Below are 14,096 nucleotides of genomic sequence, written 5' to 3'. Positions count from 1 at the left end.
CTGCGTTGGGACGTCAAGCCTCCACGGTAGGAGACCACCCCAGTATGCGCTTGGCTTTTTCGTTGCTGACGGTCGGGCTGTCCTGAGTGATATTGAAAATACCACTTTGCTCTGTTTGCAACGCCAGCAGTGCGGCGCGTGCAGCGGCTTCTACATGCACAGGGCTGGTGCCTGTCGGCTCGTCAGTGCCAGTGCCGGGCCCGTATAACTGGCCATAGCGCAAGACGGTTCCGTTCAATGCAGGCTCGCTGAGCACTTGCTGTTCCAAGGCCGCCACACCCCCCACACTAATGCCACGGCTGCCGTGTGCCTCCACGTCCAGAGGACATGTTTCGAGATAAGGGGTGTCGCCTGGACGGTAGGCCCAGGCGATGCTTTGAGCTATCAGACGGGTAGCGCCAGCAGCTCGAGCGGCGGCTACCAGATTACGCGTTCCTTCTGTACGGATACGTGCGTTGTTCTCGACCGCTTTTGCCATCAATTCGGGACTTAGGCCACGAGGCAGATCTGTCAGTTGATGAATAACAGCCCATGGCTGTATGCGGACCAACTCTTCGTTTAAACGCTCGGCGTCATAGACATCGACCACTACTGCCGTAGCACCTGTGGCCTCAATGTCCTTTACTTTTTCGGCGCGACGGTTAGCGCCATATACGCTGTAGTCCGCACCCACCAAGAGCTTGAGCAGGGCTCTGCCGATTACACCGGATGCGCCGGCTACAAAAACTTTACGCGACATTGCACTCATCTCCTTGAGGTTCCATTGCAGAAGCAAGGCAGTCACTCGCCTGATACTGTGTCGATACCCTCTAATAAAAGCCGTGGATTCTATCGGGTCGGTTATCGACTAGGCCTAGGAATAGGCTCGACCTGACAGCGCGCTTGAGGAGGCTAGATTATTTACTGTGATTAACTTTGAATCGAGTGACAATCAGGAGCATTTCATCATGGCAACTATCGCGAAACCCGATCTGTCACGGCTCACGTCCTGAGCAACTCGCACATTTTTCCGAATTCCATTAGCTCTCCCAAAAAAGACCCTACCCCCACTCCTCGAAAGTCATCCTCAAGGCCAGGCTTCTTCACTACCTATTCCGGCCCTTTCGAAAACTTGTAAAACAGATTCGGCTCGCTCACGACGTACAGGTTGCCTGCGCGATCCATGGTCAGGCCTTCGGGTTGGGGGGCGCTGTGCTTGAGGTCGGAGAAGGTAGCCAGCAGTGATCGAATGCTGACGAATCGTCCCTTGCTGTCCAGTTCCGTGATCGAGTGCGACTGGTCGCTGAGCAGCAGTAAATGGCCGGTTCGCGGGTCGTAGTAGCCGTCTGAAAGGTCGCGTGCAGCGACACTTTTCGTGATCCAGTCCAGCCGGTCGGCAACTTTGATCTGCAAGCGGCCCTGATTGATGGAGTGCAGGACGCCGGAAACTTCGAACATCTGCCGTGGATCGCGTTCCTTGATCGCGAACAGGCGGTCGTTGGCGGGATCATAGGTCACGCCTTCGAATCCCTTGTTATGAATACTGGGGTTGATCAGTAGTGCAATGAACTGAGCTTCCTCGACGTGGATGGGGCGTGCCTGCGTCGGCAACGTGATGATGTCCAGTTGCTGGAGATCTTCATCGCACAGCACGATGCGTCCGTTACCCAGATAAGCCACACCTTCGGTGTCGTCGAAACCGATCAATGGGTAGCGGGCGATTATGTCGCCGTTCGCGTTCAGTGCCAGCAGCTGCATGGGGCCTTTGTTGGTCACTGCCAGCAGTCGGTCATTGTCATAGTCGTAGGTGATCCCGGAGATATTGGCGACGTCCGGGGCAAGTGGTTTGGCGTCGATAACCACATGGAAATCCGGCAACCAGATATTCTTTTCGGCTGCCGTATTGCCCTTCAACCAGGTGCGACCGTAGTGGTACAGCTGTTGGTGGACCTGAAAGTGTGTCGACACGGCATAGGCCAGGATCAGCAGCCCGAGAGCACCTGCACTCAGCACGAGTTGTGCGAGTGATACCTGCCTTCGTGCGACGTTCGACCACGTCAGGCGCTTTGCCTTTATCGTTTCCAGCTGCATGGCATCAGGCACTCCCGCGTGTTGGGCGGCTGGGCGGGCGATTAATCAACATTTTGCTGCCACGCGAAGCGATAGGCCTGCATAGGACTTTCCGGTTTACACCGGCCGTTGTCGGCATCGGCATCGACGATGAACCAGTCAGCTCTGGAGGTCTGGCCCAGCGGCCGGGCTTTTTCCGGCAAGAAGCAATTGGCCAGTTGCTCGCCTGGCACCAGCGCAAAGGTGCCGGGGTGTTCTCTTAGCCAACGGGCAGCCTGTTCGGTTGCCGACGGCTTGGCAAAACCGAAATGCACAATGGGTTGGCGTGCATAGAGCCAGTGCCCCTCGCGCCAGTTGACCAGCACCAGATCGGCACCTTGAGTGACGTACGCGGCCTGCTCCATCAGTTCCTTGTGTGGGTTTTGGCCCTCTATGACGGGTTCGACGAACCCTCTGGCGAACCACAGACCAAGCCAGATAACCACCACCGCCGGGACAATTCGCCGAGCCCTGACGCGGTCGTGGAACCAGCGTTTCAACAACCAGGGCAGTAAGGGGGCAGCCACCAGTACCAGGCCGGGCAGCGCTGGAAAGATGTAGATCTTGCGTTTGCCACTGGAGAGGCTGAAGAACAGCAGCACCAGCAACACCCAGCCGAGCAGTACCAGAACCCGGCCATCGCGCTTGCTCAACTGTCGGCGCCAGGCCGGGATCAGCCAGGGCAGCACCAACACCAGCGGCAGCCAATACTGCGGGATGACTTTGACGAAGAAATACCAGAAGGGCTCGCGATGATCCCAGGCGCTGGCGTATCGATTGGCTGTCTGGTGCAAGAGTATTTCCTGCACGTAGGCGAACCCTTCCGGGCCGCCGTCACGCACGACCGAGATAATCATCGGCACCAGCCACAGGCAGCAGGCCAGCAATAACGCCAGCAGCCCCAGCGCCCAGCGCGCGGCCTGTCCAGGCATCGCCACCACACCGTGCCAACCTTTACGCGCGGCATAGGCGTAAGGGATCAGCATCAACGCGGGAACAAAACCGACGCCCTTGGTGATAATGCCCAGGCCCATCGCCGCACAGCTGAAATAGAACCAGCCCCAGGCCGGTCCGAGCAACACGTGGCGAACCAGGCCGTAGAAGCCCAGCGCAATCCACAGGCACAGAAAACTGTCGATCTGTCCGGTGCGCAGGATGCTGTAGGTTTGATAGGTCGCCAGGAATAACAAGGCGGCGTACCGACCGATGCGTCGGTTCCACAGACGGGTGCCCAGATCGTTGAGGACTGCGGTGGTCGCGCCTGCAGAGAGCAGCCCAGGCAGGTACAGCGCGATATTCGGGCTGCCGGTCAGCCAAATGAAGAATGCCGTCGCCCACATGAACAGCGGCGGTTTGTCGGCATAGATCTCCGCGGCCCGGTGCGGGACGAACCATGAGCCGTTCTGCAGCATTTCCAGGGCAACGCCGAGAAAACGCTCTTCATCCACGTTCTGCGGCAGACGCACGCCCAGGCCGCCCCCGACCAGTAAAACGGCCAGCGCGACCAGTAGCCATCCCTCGAGGCGAGGCGAAAGGTGAGTTCGCACCGTCATTGCTCCTCAGGTGTCTTGGCCTGTCGGCTGATCAGCTGCAGGTTGCGCATGTACACCAGCAGACCAAAGGCCTGGCCGGCGATGAAGACCGGGTCCTGTCGGTAAATGGCGTAGGCCAGCAGGATCGTGCTGCCCAGCATGCTCAGGTACCAGAAGCCCACCGGGATGATGCTGCGCTTCTTGAATTCGCTGTACAGCCATTGCAGGACAAAGCGGCCGGTAAATACGGCCTGCCCGACAAAGCCGAGGATCAGCCAGAAGGTCTCGTTGTCCGGCTTCATGGCCGCAGTTCCTGTGCCTGAACATCCAGCCGAGTCCGGCGGATCAGCCACCAGACGCCGACCAGATCAAGAATGCCCACCAGCGCGCGGTCCAGGTTGCCGTACTTGGACACGCCGGCCTGGCGATGGCGGTGGTTGACGGGATGCGTGACCATACGGCCGTTATGTCGCTGAATCAGTGCTGGAATGAACCGGTGCATATGGTCGAAGTACGGCAGGCGCAGAAACGCGGCCCGCTCGATCAGTTTCAGGCCGCACCCGGTGTCTGGAGTCGAGTCTTTGAGAAGCCGGCTGCGCAGGCCGTTTGCGAAGCGCGAGGCCCAGCGTTTGCTGGCGGTATCGCGCCGATTCACTCGGTGGCCGGCCACCAGCTGTATCGCCCCGGAGCCGTTTGCGTGAGCGCGTACCAGCGCCAACATCCCGGGAATATCCGCCGGGTCGTTCTGACCGTCACCGTCCAGGGTCGCCAGCCAGGTGCCGTTGGCCGCCAGTGCCGCGTGATAGACCGAGGTGCTCTGCCCAAGTGATCGCTCGTGGCGCAGGATCCGCAACACGGTCAGCCCGCTGTCCTTGAGGTGCGTCAGCACTTTCAAGGTGTCGTCTGTGCTGCCGTCGTCAACGACCAGTATCTCGTAGCGTTCCCCGTCCAGCGCTGTGCAAATCTCTTTGATCAGGCTGGGCAGGTTATCGGCTTCGTTTTTGGCCGGGATCACGACGGATAGAAAAGTGGGCGTGGTCATGGAAGTCCTTGTTATTGAAGTGGCACACGGAGCCGGGCCTGGTAGTGCTCCCGATACCAGTCGACGAAGGCCCTGACGCCGGTGTCGACCGAGACCTGTGGTTGAAAGTCGATCCATTGGCTCAGCGCACTGACGTCAGCCCAGGTTTGCAGCACGTCGCCCGCTTGCAAGGGCAGGTAGCGTCGTTCGGCACGCAGGCCTAGCGCGGCCTCCAGGCAGTCGACGAACTCCAGCAGCTTGACGGGCTGGCCCCGGCCGATATTGAAGAGTTGATGGGGCGGCTCGCTGCTAACCGGGTCGGGCGGCAGCAGGCGCAGGCGCAGGATGCTTTCGACAATGTCGTCGATGTAGGTGAAGTCGCGCGCCATTTCGCCGTGGTTGTAGATATCCACAGGCTGCCCGGCCAGCATGGCTTTTGTGAACTTGAACAGCGCCATGTCCGGCCGGCCCCAGGGTCCGTAGACGGTGAAAAAGCGCAGCCCTGTGGCGCGCAGGCCGTACAAGTGGCAATAGCTGTAGGCAGTGAGTTCGTTGGCGCGCTTGGTGGCGGCGTACAGGGACAGCGGCCGGTCGACGGCATCCTCAATCTGAAACGGCATGCGCGTATTGGCGCCGTAGACTGAGCTGCTCGACGCGTAGATCAGGTGCGCCGGTCGATGCTGCCGACAGGCCTCGAGCACATTGATAAAGCCGACCAGATTGGATTGGGCGTAAACATTTGGCTGTTCAAGCGAGTAACGCACACCGGCCTGCGCCGCCAGATGAATGACCTGTTCGAAGCCATTTTGCGCGAAGAGCGCGGACAGACCTTCGGCATCGGTGATGTCCAGCCTGTGGAACGTGAACCCTGGCAGGTGCTGGAGGATGGCCAGGCGCGATTGCTTGAGCTCGACGCTGTAGTAATCGTTGAGGTTGTCGATGCCGACGACCTCCACACCGAGCTCGCACAGACGCTTGGCGACATGAAACCCGATGAATCCGGCAGCACCTGTCACCAGTACCGTCATGGTTGAGCCGCCCGGCCACGACCAATGCCGTAGTAGGTAAAGCCCGCCTCATGCAGTTGCGACGGATCGAACAGGTTGCGGCCATCGAACACCACGCGATCACCGAGCTTTTCGCCGAGCCGGTCCAGATCCAGCACCCGGTAGTCCTGCCATTCGGTCACCACCACCAAAGCGTCTGCGCCTTCCAGGGCATCTTGCTTGCAGTGCACCAGTTGCAGGTCGTTTCGCTCGCCGTAATGATGCCTGACCGCTTCTATCGCCTGAGGGTCGTGTGCTTGAACCCTGGCACCGGCTGCCCAGAGTGCTTTGAGCAGGGTATGGCTGGAGGCTTCGCGAATATCATCGGTATTGGGCTTGAAGGCCAGTCCCCAGACGGCGAACACCTTGCCCCTGAGATCACCGTGATAATGCGTGTGGATATTTTCAAACAGGCGGTGCTTCTGGCGGCGATTGACCTGTTCCACAGCGTTGAGCAACGCCGTTTCCACGCCGTGCTCGCTGGCTGTGCCGATCAGCGCCTGCAAGTCCTTGGGAAAGCATGAGCCACCGAAACCGCAGCCCGGGTAGATGAAGTCATAGCCAATGCGCGGGTCGGAGCCGATGCCTAGCCGCACCTGTTCTATGTCGGCACCTACTTGTTCAGCGAGGTTGGCGATCTCGTTGATGAACGAAATCTTGGTCGCCAGCAGGCAGTTGGCTGCATATTTGGACAGCTCCGCGCTGCGCGCATCCATGACCACAAACTTCTCGCGGTTGCGACTGAACGGCTGATACAACTCGCGCATCTGCTCCAGTGCCCGCGGGCTGGCGCCGCCGACGATAATGCGATCCGGACGCAGGCAATCACTGACCGCGCAGCCTTCCTTGAAAAACTCGGGGTTGCTGATCACTTCAAAGCCGTCATCACGTCGCGGACTGGCAGCGATCTCAGCGAGCAGGCGGTCAACGGTGCCCACTGGCGAGGTCGACTTGTTGACAATGATCCGGGCACTTTCGGCGTGTCTGATTACCGAACCCAGTACGGCAAACACCTGGCTCAGGTCCGCCTTGCCATCGGCTTGCGCTGGCGTACCGACTGCGATGAATACCAACTCTGCAAAGCGACTGGCGTGTACTTCATCGGTTGTGAAACTGAGTCGCTTGCAGTCCAGGCCGTTGCGCAGAAGTTCGCCAAGACCGGGCTCGAATATCGGACATATACCATCGCGCAGCGCGTCGATGCGTTTGCTGTCGACATCCATGCAACAAACGGTATGACCTACCTCAGCCAGACAGGCGGCAAGGGTAAGCCCCACATAACCGGTTCCGAACACTGTCACTTTCAAGTGTCGCTCCTTCCGCCTCATGACATGAATGGATGAGCCAGTTTGTCTTCAGGTGCCTCGGCAGCCTGAGATAACCAGCGCAAAATAAATGTCATAAAGGTGTTAAGAAACGATGACACGAGTTTGTCATGTAGCAGGAAGGGCGGCGGGCAGTCCTGTTTGCCCGCCGCAAGCAGGACTGCCAATCACTGACCGCGCTTCATCATGAAAATGAAAAAAATCCCTCCCAACAAGGCGGTGGTTATGCCTATCGGCAGGTCTTCGGGGGCGATCAGCGTGCGGGAGATGACGTCCACCCAGACCATCAACAATGCGCCCAGAAGGGTGGCGACAGGCAACAATCGTCGATGCTCCGAGCCCACCAGACGTCTGGCCATGTGCGGCACCATCAGGCCGACAAAACCGATGGAGCCGCACAGGGCAACCAGTACGCCGGTCATCAGTGAGGCGATCAGAAAAACCAGCAGGCGCACGTTGCGCACTTGCAGGCCAAGGCTCACGGCGGTCTGGTCGCCGCCCATCAGCGCGTTCAGTGAGCGACCCAGCCCTTGCAGCAGGACCCAACCGCACAGCACCGTGATAAACGGCACCGCAAGCAACTCCCAGCGGGCCAGACCCAGCCCGCCGAGCATCCAGAACAGCACGGAGGAACTGGCGCGGTGGTCGCCCAGAAACAATGACAAGTTGGCGATTGCCATCATCACGAAGGACACGGCCACGCCGCCGAGCAGCAGGCGCTGGCTGTCCAGCCTGCCTTGGTGAATGGCAAGCCACAGCACCAGGCACAGGCTGATCAGCGAGCCGACAAAGGCGGCCAGTGGCAATGTCAGCGTGCCAAACACTTCGCCCGCGTGCATGACCACGATCACTGCGCCAAGCGTGGCGCCCGAGGTCGCTCCCAGCAAATGCGGATCGGCCAGCGGATTGCGGGTCGCGGCTTGCAGAACGCAGCCAATCAGCGCCAGTCCTGCGCCTGCCAGCGCGCCCAGCAATACGCGGGGCGTACGTATCAGCCAGACGATGGTTTCCTGACCCGCGGTCCAGAGCGGTGGATGTTCGGCAGAACCCGAGACTTTGAACATCAGGATAGCCATCACCCGGCTCAAGGGCACAGGGGCCGCGCCGAAGGTGATGCACACCAGGCACGACGCCAACAGCAAAAGCGTCAGAGCGATCAACAGGCCCAGATAACGACGCGGCCGTTCAGTCAGCCACTGCGCCAGCGTCATCGCTTCACGTCATGAAATGCCGCTGCAAGCGTCTCGATGGCCGTGACATTGTCAATGCCGGGCGTCACCGCCACATAGGGCAGCACGACATAACGTCGGTTGCGGATCGCGTCCACGGATTGCAGTGCCGGATTGCTTTCAAGGAAATGCTGTTTCTGCGCAGCGCTGACTTCGCCATAGTCAACGATCACGATCACCTCGGGATTGCTTTGCACGACCGACTCCCAGTTGACGTGGGTCCAGCTGGCTGCGATGTCGCCCATGACATTGCGGCCGCCTGCAGCGCTGATCAACGCCTGAGGAATCGCCAGGCGCCCGGCGGTCATCGGCCGGTCTTCGCCGCTGTCATACAGAAATACCCTGGGCGGCGATTTGCCTGCCACGCTTTTCTCGACGTCGGTCACGCTGCGGCGCATCTGCGCGACCAGTGTTTCGGCCCGGGTCTGCACGTCGAATATCCGGCCCAGATTGAGCAGGTCGTTGTAGACATCCTCCAGCGTCGCTTCGGTGCGGGGCATTATCTGGGCGCAGGATTCGGTCAGTTCATAGGCCTTGATGCCCAGCGGGGCGAGACTTTGCGGCGTAACATCGCCACCCACGCGCATGCCATAGTTCCAGCCGGCAAAATAGAAGTCGGCGTTGGCATTGAGCAGCGTTTCCAGAGACGGATATTTACTGGACAGCTCGGGCAGTTTGCCCAGGTCGCGTAAGAGCGCCTGATCGGGCTTGTTCCAGCCGGTGATGCCGCTGTAGCCGACCATGTGCGATTGCAAACCCAGGGCAACCATCATTTTGGTGAGGTTCACATCGTTGCTGACGGCACGCTGCGGCGCAGCCGTGAACGTCACTGAGCGGTCGCAGCTTTGCACGGTGACGGGGTAGGCGGCATGCACCATCGGGCTGCATAGCAGCGTTGCCAATGCCAGGCGGGCGGACAGGCAGTTCATGTCAGGGTATCCAGGTGATGCGTGGGTAGTCACGCAGAGGGTGGCTGTCGACCAGCGCCTTGGCGCCGAACACACTGAGCAGCATTTCCGGGGTTAGCACCTCCTGCGGCGTGCCTTGCGCAATGAGCCGGCCGTGATGAATGACACACAGGCGATCACAGAATGCCGCCGCCAGGTTCAGGTCATGGATACTGGCCAGCGTGGCCATGCCGAGCTGTTTGACCAGCCCGAGCAATTCCAGTTGATGGCGCGGGTCGAGGTGGTTGGTGGGCTCGTCCAGCACCATCAATCGGGGTTCTTGCACCAGCGCCCTTGCCAGCAGACAACGCTGCTTTTCGCCACCGGAGAGCGTGTCGAACCGATGCTGCTCATAGCCCGCCAGCCCGACGGCGTTCAGCGCGTTTTGCACAATCGCGCGGTCGTGGTCACTGTCTGCGGCAAAGAATCCCTGATGGGGAGCGCGACCCATGTTTGCCACATCCAGCAGCGTCAGGCCGAATGAATCGGGAAACTCCTGGGCAACCACCGCCACATGCCGGGCGCACCAGCGCGGGCTGCAGGACCAGATATCGCGAGCATTGATTGCGACCTTGCCGCTGTGCGGGCGGCTGTAGCGGAATGCGCAACGCAGCAGGCTGGTTTTGCCGCTGCCGTTGGGCCCGATCAGGCCGACGAACTCGCCTGCGGCGATCTGCAGGTCGATATCCTTCAAGGCAAAGTGTTCGTGCGTGCAGACTGACGTCTGTTCCGGTGCCCACGCGAGGCGTTCCAGCGCCAGCATCAAACACGCGGGCCTATAATGACGTGCAGCGAGGGCGGCTCAACCGGTATCCATTGCCGAATGTGCTGACCGGCCTGCATGGCGTGTCTGGTAGTTACGGGGAGGAATTGGAAAACAGGGTTGATCATGGCGTGGGAAGATCGCTGGAGGAGGCTGAGTTAAAAATGCTCAATTGTTATAACATAACATTTAAGGCGCAGCACACTCGCGTATCAACATTCGATTGCCCCGCTTTATCGACCCACCTTTGCAGCGCAACGTGTGACCTTGACGATTCAATAAATCGCCCAGCAGCCGGGCGTGAGGAGTTCGACGAGATTTTCGTCAGGGTCGCGGAAATAGATGCTCGATCCGCCCTTGGGCCATTCTGTGCGGCCCTCTATGGCGACACTGGCTCTGGCAAGGCGATCAGCCCAGAGTTGCATCTCGTCGGCATTGATGGCGAAGCACACGTGAATCCGGCCCTGGGCATCGTGGGGCGGTATCTCTCCGCCGCTCAGGTACTGCGTCTGCAGTGAAGCGCCGCGCTTGAACAGCAGCAAGGTGCTCACACCTCCGACGTTGAACGCCACCAATGTCGCGCTTTCGAACATCACTTCCAGTTCAAGGGTGTCGGCATAGAATTCCCTGGCGTTCGCCAGATCTTCTACGTAGAGGGCTGTTTCGATAATCCTGTTCAGGCGTGGCATGTGTCGTCATCCTTTTCGGTGTGCGACGAGCCTGCATCGATCAACAGTGAGGTGTTGATCGACGGCTCGTGACAAGTTTCACCGGGATGCCGAGAGGCTGACCAATGCTCGGTTCTTATGCGCGCTATAAGCATGAACTATCGAAGCTATTTCGGCGGGTCATGCAGAGCGTCGGGTGACCACCAACTCCACCGCTGCAATACGGTCCACGTCCTCATAGCCCTCTTCAAGCAGCTCTTCGCCGAAGACATCCGGGTCCAGTTCACGGTAGGTCCATGCCAGTGCCGCATGGTCGATATCGGCCTGCACCGCCTCGAAGAAAGGATCGTGCTCGCCCACCATGGCCACGCCGGTGTAAAGCACCAGCGAACCGCCCGGAGTGAGGCGGTCCAGTGATTCGTGCAGGATGCGCACGGACAGGTCCGCGCCCAACGCATCACCACCGTGGCGGTAGGCCCGCTGCCTGGTGTCCTTCATGTAGGGCGGGTTGGCGACGATGAGGTCGAAGTTTCCGTTCAGGCCCGAGAGAATATCGCTGTGGCAGCACTCCATATTCTTCAGCCCGGCAACCGCGGCATTGGTCTGCGCGAAATGCAGTGCCCTAGGGTTGATGTCGACGGCATGCACCTGAGCCTGCGGACGGGCGACCGCAATCAACATGGCGCCGGCACCCGTACCGCAGCCGATGTCGACGGCGCGGTTGATCGGGTGCGACGTGCCTTGCAGGTGACGATTGATGGACTGCGCGAAGCGATAGGTATCCGGACCGAAAAATACCGAGTCTTCATCTGCGGTAGGAAACGCCGAATGCACCAGCAGCAGATCATCCAGGCTGGAAAATCTCACCCGGCTTTTCAAGCCGTCTTCCTTGCGCTCCAGAATACCGGCAGCCAGCAGGCCTTGAGCCTCTTCGATCGGCAGCATGGATTCCGGTATCAGCCGGCTCCAGCCGAACACATCGCGTAGCGACGCGGCAAGATGATTTCCCGAGCGTTGATTGACGTATTGATGGGTCAAAGGGGTGGGCGTGATAAAACGATAGCCACTGGTTTCAAGGCGCTGCGCCAGGGCAATCAGCGCGGCGCTGTCGGGGAGGGCATGACTCATGCGTGCGCTCCCGTCATTCGCTCGGCCATGCTGCTCACAAACAGACGCGTCGCGTGTAGACCGGCAGCCGTTGCGTGTCTTGCTGGCGACATGCTTTCGATCAACGTAGTCATCTTCTCGGAGGAGGTCGCAGACTCCAGCCTCATGTGCAGTTCGCGCACGTCCGGATCAGCATCTGCTGAAGCAGGCACCGCAAGCGCGGGGGAGGGCTGAGCACCGTCTTGCAGGTTGCGGAAACGCGAGCGAAAGGCTTCCGGAAGCCGTTTGCCGACCGTGGGTTGAGCACTGCCATCGGACAGTGAGTCGCCGGCGATCCAGTCGTGCACGAGTTGCTTTTCATAACCGTTGAAGACGCCGAACATTGGCGCACCGGCGCCTTCGAACAGCTTCCAGAAACGGCTGTGCAGGGGATCTTCATGACGCTTGATCCAGCCTCTGTTCTGCAGCATGGCAAGAAATTCCGGGATCTGGTCGGGCTCGGCGAGCCACTCGTTGACGGTCTTGCCGTCGAGACGGCAGTAATCGGAATGCATGTGCTGCCCGAACGTGCGCTTGCGCTCGAGCATGGCGATCACTTCCTGCTCCAGGTCGAACGACTGGATCACTTGAGTTGAACCCATGCCCAGCTCATTGAGGCGATAACCACTGGCGACACGACGATAAAACTCGTCGCGCTCCTGGCCAACAGGCATCAGTTCAAGGACGCTCTGCGCAGCCTTGCGCGCATGGCCGGTGCTGGCATTATCGATTGTCACATGCAGGGTGAAGTAGTAAGGGTCAATGCCCAGTTCATTCAGCTCGAATGATGTGATGAGCAAGTGCAGCGGCAACTGTTCATAGCCCAGGTTGTAACCAATGACTTCGGGAAGGTATTCCTCGCTCAATTGCCCCAGTGACAGCTGAATCGCACCTTGCAGGTAGGCATCGTCTGCCAGTGGCGCGCTGGTATCGCAGTCCAGATCCGCCAGCAGTTTCCGGTACAGCGAGACATGATTCTGTGCTTGTTCGCCGTCACCAAGCTCTTCAAGGTAGGTCCGAATCAGGCCGTGAAAGCGGTAGTCTGCCCAGCGCGGCAGCAATCCGTATAGCCAGGCGCCGTCGACCATTTTGGTCGGTGCGACCTGCTGAATGAAATACATCGCGTGCGCTTTGTTCTTGAAAAACCGTCTCGGTTTTCCAGCGCGGCGTTGCTCAAGATAGAGTGCATATTGATCAGCCACGACCCCTACGTTCTGCTCCATCCACTGTTCAAGCGCTTCGGGCTGGGCCGGAAGGTCGCAGTGTTCCCGCTCGGCCAGGGCGAGGCAGTGATTCAGAAACAGGACCGCATCGTGTTGATGTTCGGGAGCACGTTCATTCATCCATGATTGATAGACGGTTTTTGAACGGGCTTCTTCAACGACGGTTTTGACGACGGCGTTGCCGGTCATCACTTGAAGAGACGTCATGAAAATCGTACCTCGGCAGTTGAACATCACGTTGACGCGGTCATTCGGGACTATCTGTTTTTTTGTGCAACGTAGATAAGTGAGTGCCTCGATACAGGGAAATTCAGCGTAATTTCCCCGGCACCGATAGGTGGTGATCGCGCTTATTCCAAGGGGCGATGGTCGCGCGGAAAAAAATGCATTGCCGGTCCGGGTTTACATCCGCAACAGGTGACCGTGGTATCGGCGTATGCCGTGTCCGATCAAAAAGGCTGAACGCAGGTATTTGAAGCAGGTCGTAACGTTCATGTCATCGATAACGATGATGTATTCAGCCCATAAAAGGATGACCGAAAATGAACAATTATTTTCGCATGAGCGCCATTGCCCTGGCACTTTCGCTAGGTTCGCAAATGGCTGTTGCTGCTCAGGACGCTGATGATTTTGTGGAAGATGCCTCTGCTAAAGGCATCGCCGAAGTTCAGGTTGGCAAGCTCGCACAGGATGAGAAAGGCGTCTCTGCTGATGTGAAGGAATTTGCAAAGCAGATGGTCACGGACCACACCGCCGCCAATGAGAAGCTGGCTGCCATCGCAAAAAGCAAGAACCTTGAAGTGTCCGAAGACCCTATGCTGATGGACAAGGCCAAGGCAATGATTCTGGAGATGCGCGAGAAGTCGTTTGATCAGGCATATGCCAACAATCAGGTCTCCGCACATGAGCAGGCGATCAAGCTGTACAAGGAAGAGGCCGAGAACGGCAAGGATCCAGAGCTGAAGGCCTTTGCAAAGGCGACGTTGCCTACGCTGGAGAAGCATTTGGAGCACGCGAAAAAACTCGCTGCTGCGCATGGCGGTGATGCTGCCAAAAAGTAAATCCACTACACCGCATGACGGGATCTACACCCTGTAGACCGTCATGT

At 59.0% G+C, this 14,096-nt stretch carries 14 protein-coding genes; 1 reads left to right on the top strand and 13 read right to left on the bottom strand.

Annotation, left to right across the window (positions count from 1 at the left end):
• Window positions 1-13 precede the first annotated feature (13 nt).
• The 13 genes from BLR16_RS24055 to BLR16_RS23995 all read right to left on the bottom strand — a co-directional run bounded on the left by BLR16_RS24055 (window position 14) and on the right by BLR16_RS23995 (window position 13,195).
• A complete protein-coding gene (locus tag BLR16_RS24055; RefSeq protein WP_074809020.1) occupies window positions 14-739 on the bottom strand; it encodes an NAD-dependent epimerase/dehydratase family protein in 726 nt (241 codons plus the stop codon).
• Window positions 740-1,089: 350 nt separating this feature from the next.
• Window positions 1,090-2,070 (bottom strand): SdiA-regulated domain-containing protein, encoded by a 981-nt coding sequence (locus BLR16_RS24050; RefSeq protein WP_074809018.1) that lies wholly within the window; start codon window positions 2,068-2,070, stop codon window positions 1,090-1,092.
• 41 nt (window positions 2,071-2,111) lie between these two features.
• Window positions 2,112-3,641, bottom strand: a complete 1,530-nt coding sequence (locus BLR16_RS24045) for an ArnT family glycosyltransferase (RefSeq protein ID WP_074809016.1) — start codon at window positions 3,639-3,641, stop codon at window positions 2,112-2,114.
• A complete protein-coding gene (locus BLR16_RS24040; RefSeq protein WP_003367870.1) occupies window positions 3,638-3,922 on the bottom strand; it encodes a lipid-A-disaccharide synthase N-terminal domain-containing protein in 285 nt (94 codons plus the stop codon). The genes BLR16_RS24045 and BLR16_RS24040 overlap by 4 nt, the downstream gene beginning before the upstream one ends.
• Window positions 3,919-4,662 (bottom strand): glycosyltransferase family 2 protein, encoded by a 744-nt coding sequence (locus BLR16_RS24035; protein ID WP_003432750.1) that lies wholly within the window; start codon window positions 4,660-4,662, stop codon window positions 3,919-3,921. Before BLR16_RS24035 ends, BLR16_RS24040 begins: the two co-directional genes overlap by 4 nt.
• A gap of 11 nt (window positions 4,663-4,673) precedes the next feature.
• Window positions 4,674-5,669 (bottom strand): NAD-dependent epimerase, encoded by a 996-nt coding sequence (locus BLR16_RS24030; RefSeq protein WP_074809014.1) that lies wholly within the window; start codon window positions 5,667-5,669, stop codon window positions 4,674-4,676.
• Window positions 5,666-6,994, bottom strand: a complete 1,329-nt coding sequence (locus BLR16_RS24025; RefSeq protein WP_161437944.1) for a UDP-glucose dehydrogenase family protein — start codon at window positions 6,992-6,994, stop codon at window positions 5,666-5,668. The genes BLR16_RS24030 and BLR16_RS24025 overlap by 4 nt, the downstream gene beginning before the upstream one ends.
• Before the next feature lie 185 nt (window positions 6,995-7,179).
• Window positions 7,180-8,223 carry a FecCD family ABC transporter permease gene (locus tag BLR16_RS24020; protein ID WP_074809011.1) on the bottom strand — a complete coding sequence of 348 codons (1,044 nt, stop codon included), beginning with the start codon at window positions 8,221-8,223 and terminating at the stop codon, window positions 7,180-7,182.
• On the bottom strand, window positions 8,220-9,170 hold the full coding sequence (locus BLR16_RS24015; RefSeq protein WP_003367879.1) for an ABC transporter substrate-binding protein: 951 nt from the start codon (window positions 9,168-9,170) through the stop codon (window positions 8,220-8,222). The genes BLR16_RS24020 and BLR16_RS24015 overlap by 4 nt, the downstream gene beginning before the upstream one ends.
• Window position 9,171: 1 nt before the next feature.
• Window positions 9,172-9,951 (bottom strand): ABC transporter ATP-binding protein, encoded by a 780-nt coding sequence (locus tag BLR16_RS24010; RefSeq protein WP_003367881.1) that lies wholly within the window; start codon window positions 9,949-9,951, stop codon window positions 9,172-9,174.
• 275 nt (window positions 9,952-10,226) lie between these two features.
• Window positions 10,227-10,640, bottom strand: a complete 414-nt coding sequence (locus tag BLR16_RS24005; protein ID WP_003367882.1) for a VOC family protein — start codon at window positions 10,638-10,640, stop codon at window positions 10,227-10,229.
• Between the two features lie 159 nt (window positions 10,641-10,799).
• Window positions 10,800-11,747, bottom strand: coding sequence for a methyltransferase (locus tag BLR16_RS24000; RefSeq protein WP_074809009.1), 948 nt, complete (start codon window positions 11,745-11,747; stop codon window positions 10,800-10,802).
• Window positions 11,744-13,195, bottom strand: a complete 1,452-nt coding sequence (locus BLR16_RS23995; protein ID WP_074809081.1) for an iron-containing redox enzyme family protein — start codon at window positions 13,193-13,195, stop codon at window positions 11,744-11,746. The genes BLR16_RS24000 and BLR16_RS23995 overlap by 4 nt, the downstream gene beginning before the upstream one ends.
• Before the next feature lie 335 nt (window positions 13,196-13,530).
• Between BLR16_RS23995 and BLR16_RS23990 the strand changes: the two genes are divergently transcribed.
• Window positions 13,531-14,049: a DUF4142 domain-containing protein gene (locus tag BLR16_RS23990; RefSeq protein ID WP_003367886.1), complete on the top strand. Its 519-nt coding sequence runs from the start codon at window positions 13,531-13,533 to the stop codon at window positions 14,047-14,049.
• The last annotated feature ends 47 nt before the right edge of the window (window positions 14,050-14,096 follow it).

Origin of the sequence: Pseudomonas sp. BS3767 (assembly GCF_900099665.1) — a bacterium.
In the GTDB taxonomy this organism is placed as follows: domain Bacteria; phylum Pseudomonadota; class Gammaproteobacteria; order Pseudomonadales; family Pseudomonadaceae; genus Aquipseudomonas; species Aquipseudomonas cerasi.
Note: the sequence above shows the minus strand (reverse complement) of the source record. Positions and strands in the feature narration are given on the sequence as shown.

Coding starts and splice junctions, on each gene's coding strand:
- BLR16_RS24055 (WP_074809020.1), bottom strand. CDS start 739: ATGTCGCGTAAAGTTTTTGTAGCCGGCGCATCCGGTGTAATCGGCAGA.
- BLR16_RS24050 (WP_074809018.1), bottom strand. CDS start 2,070: ATGCAGCTGGAAACGATAAAGGCAAAGCGCCTGACGTGGTCGAACGTC.
- BLR16_RS24045 (WP_074809016.1), bottom strand. CDS start 3,641: ATGACGGTGCGAACTCACCTTTCGCCTCGCCTCGAGGGATGGCTACTG.
- BLR16_RS24040 (WP_003367870.1), bottom strand. CDS start 3,922: ATGAAGCCGGACAACGAGACCTTCTGGCTGATCCTCGGCTTTGTCGGG.
- BLR16_RS24035 (WP_003432750.1), bottom strand. CDS start 4,662: ATGACCACGCCCACTTTTCTATCCGTCGTGATCCCGGCCAAAAACGAA.
- BLR16_RS24030 (WP_074809014.1), bottom strand. CDS start 5,669: ATGACGGTACTGGTGACAGGTGCTGCCGGATTCATCGGGTTTCATGTC.
- BLR16_RS24020 (WP_074809011.1), bottom strand. CDS start 8,223: ATGACGCTGGCGCAGTGGCTGACTGAACGGCCGCGTCGTTATCTGGGC.
- BLR16_RS24015 (WP_003367879.1), bottom strand. CDS start 9,170: ATGAACTGCCTGTCCGCCCGCCTGGCATTGGCAACGCTGCTATGCAGC.
- BLR16_RS24010 (WP_003367881.1), bottom strand. CDS start 9,951: ATGCTGGCGCTGGAACGCCTCGCGTGGGCACCGGAACAGACGTCAGTC.
- BLR16_RS24005 (WP_003367882.1), bottom strand. CDS start 10,640: ATGCCACGCCTGAACAGGATTATCGAAACAGCCCTCTACGTAGAAGAT.
- BLR16_RS24000 (WP_074809009.1), bottom strand. CDS start 11,747: ATGAGTCATGCCCTCCCCGACAGCGCCGCGCTGATTGCCCTGGCGCAG.
- BLR16_RS23995 (WP_074809081.1), bottom strand. CDS start 13,195: ATGACGTCTCTTCAAGTGATGACCGGCAACGCCGTCGTCAAAACCGTC.
- BLR16_RS23990 (WP_003367886.1), top strand. CDS start 13,531: ATGAACAATTATTTTCGCATGAGCGCCATTGCCCTGGCACTTTCGCTA.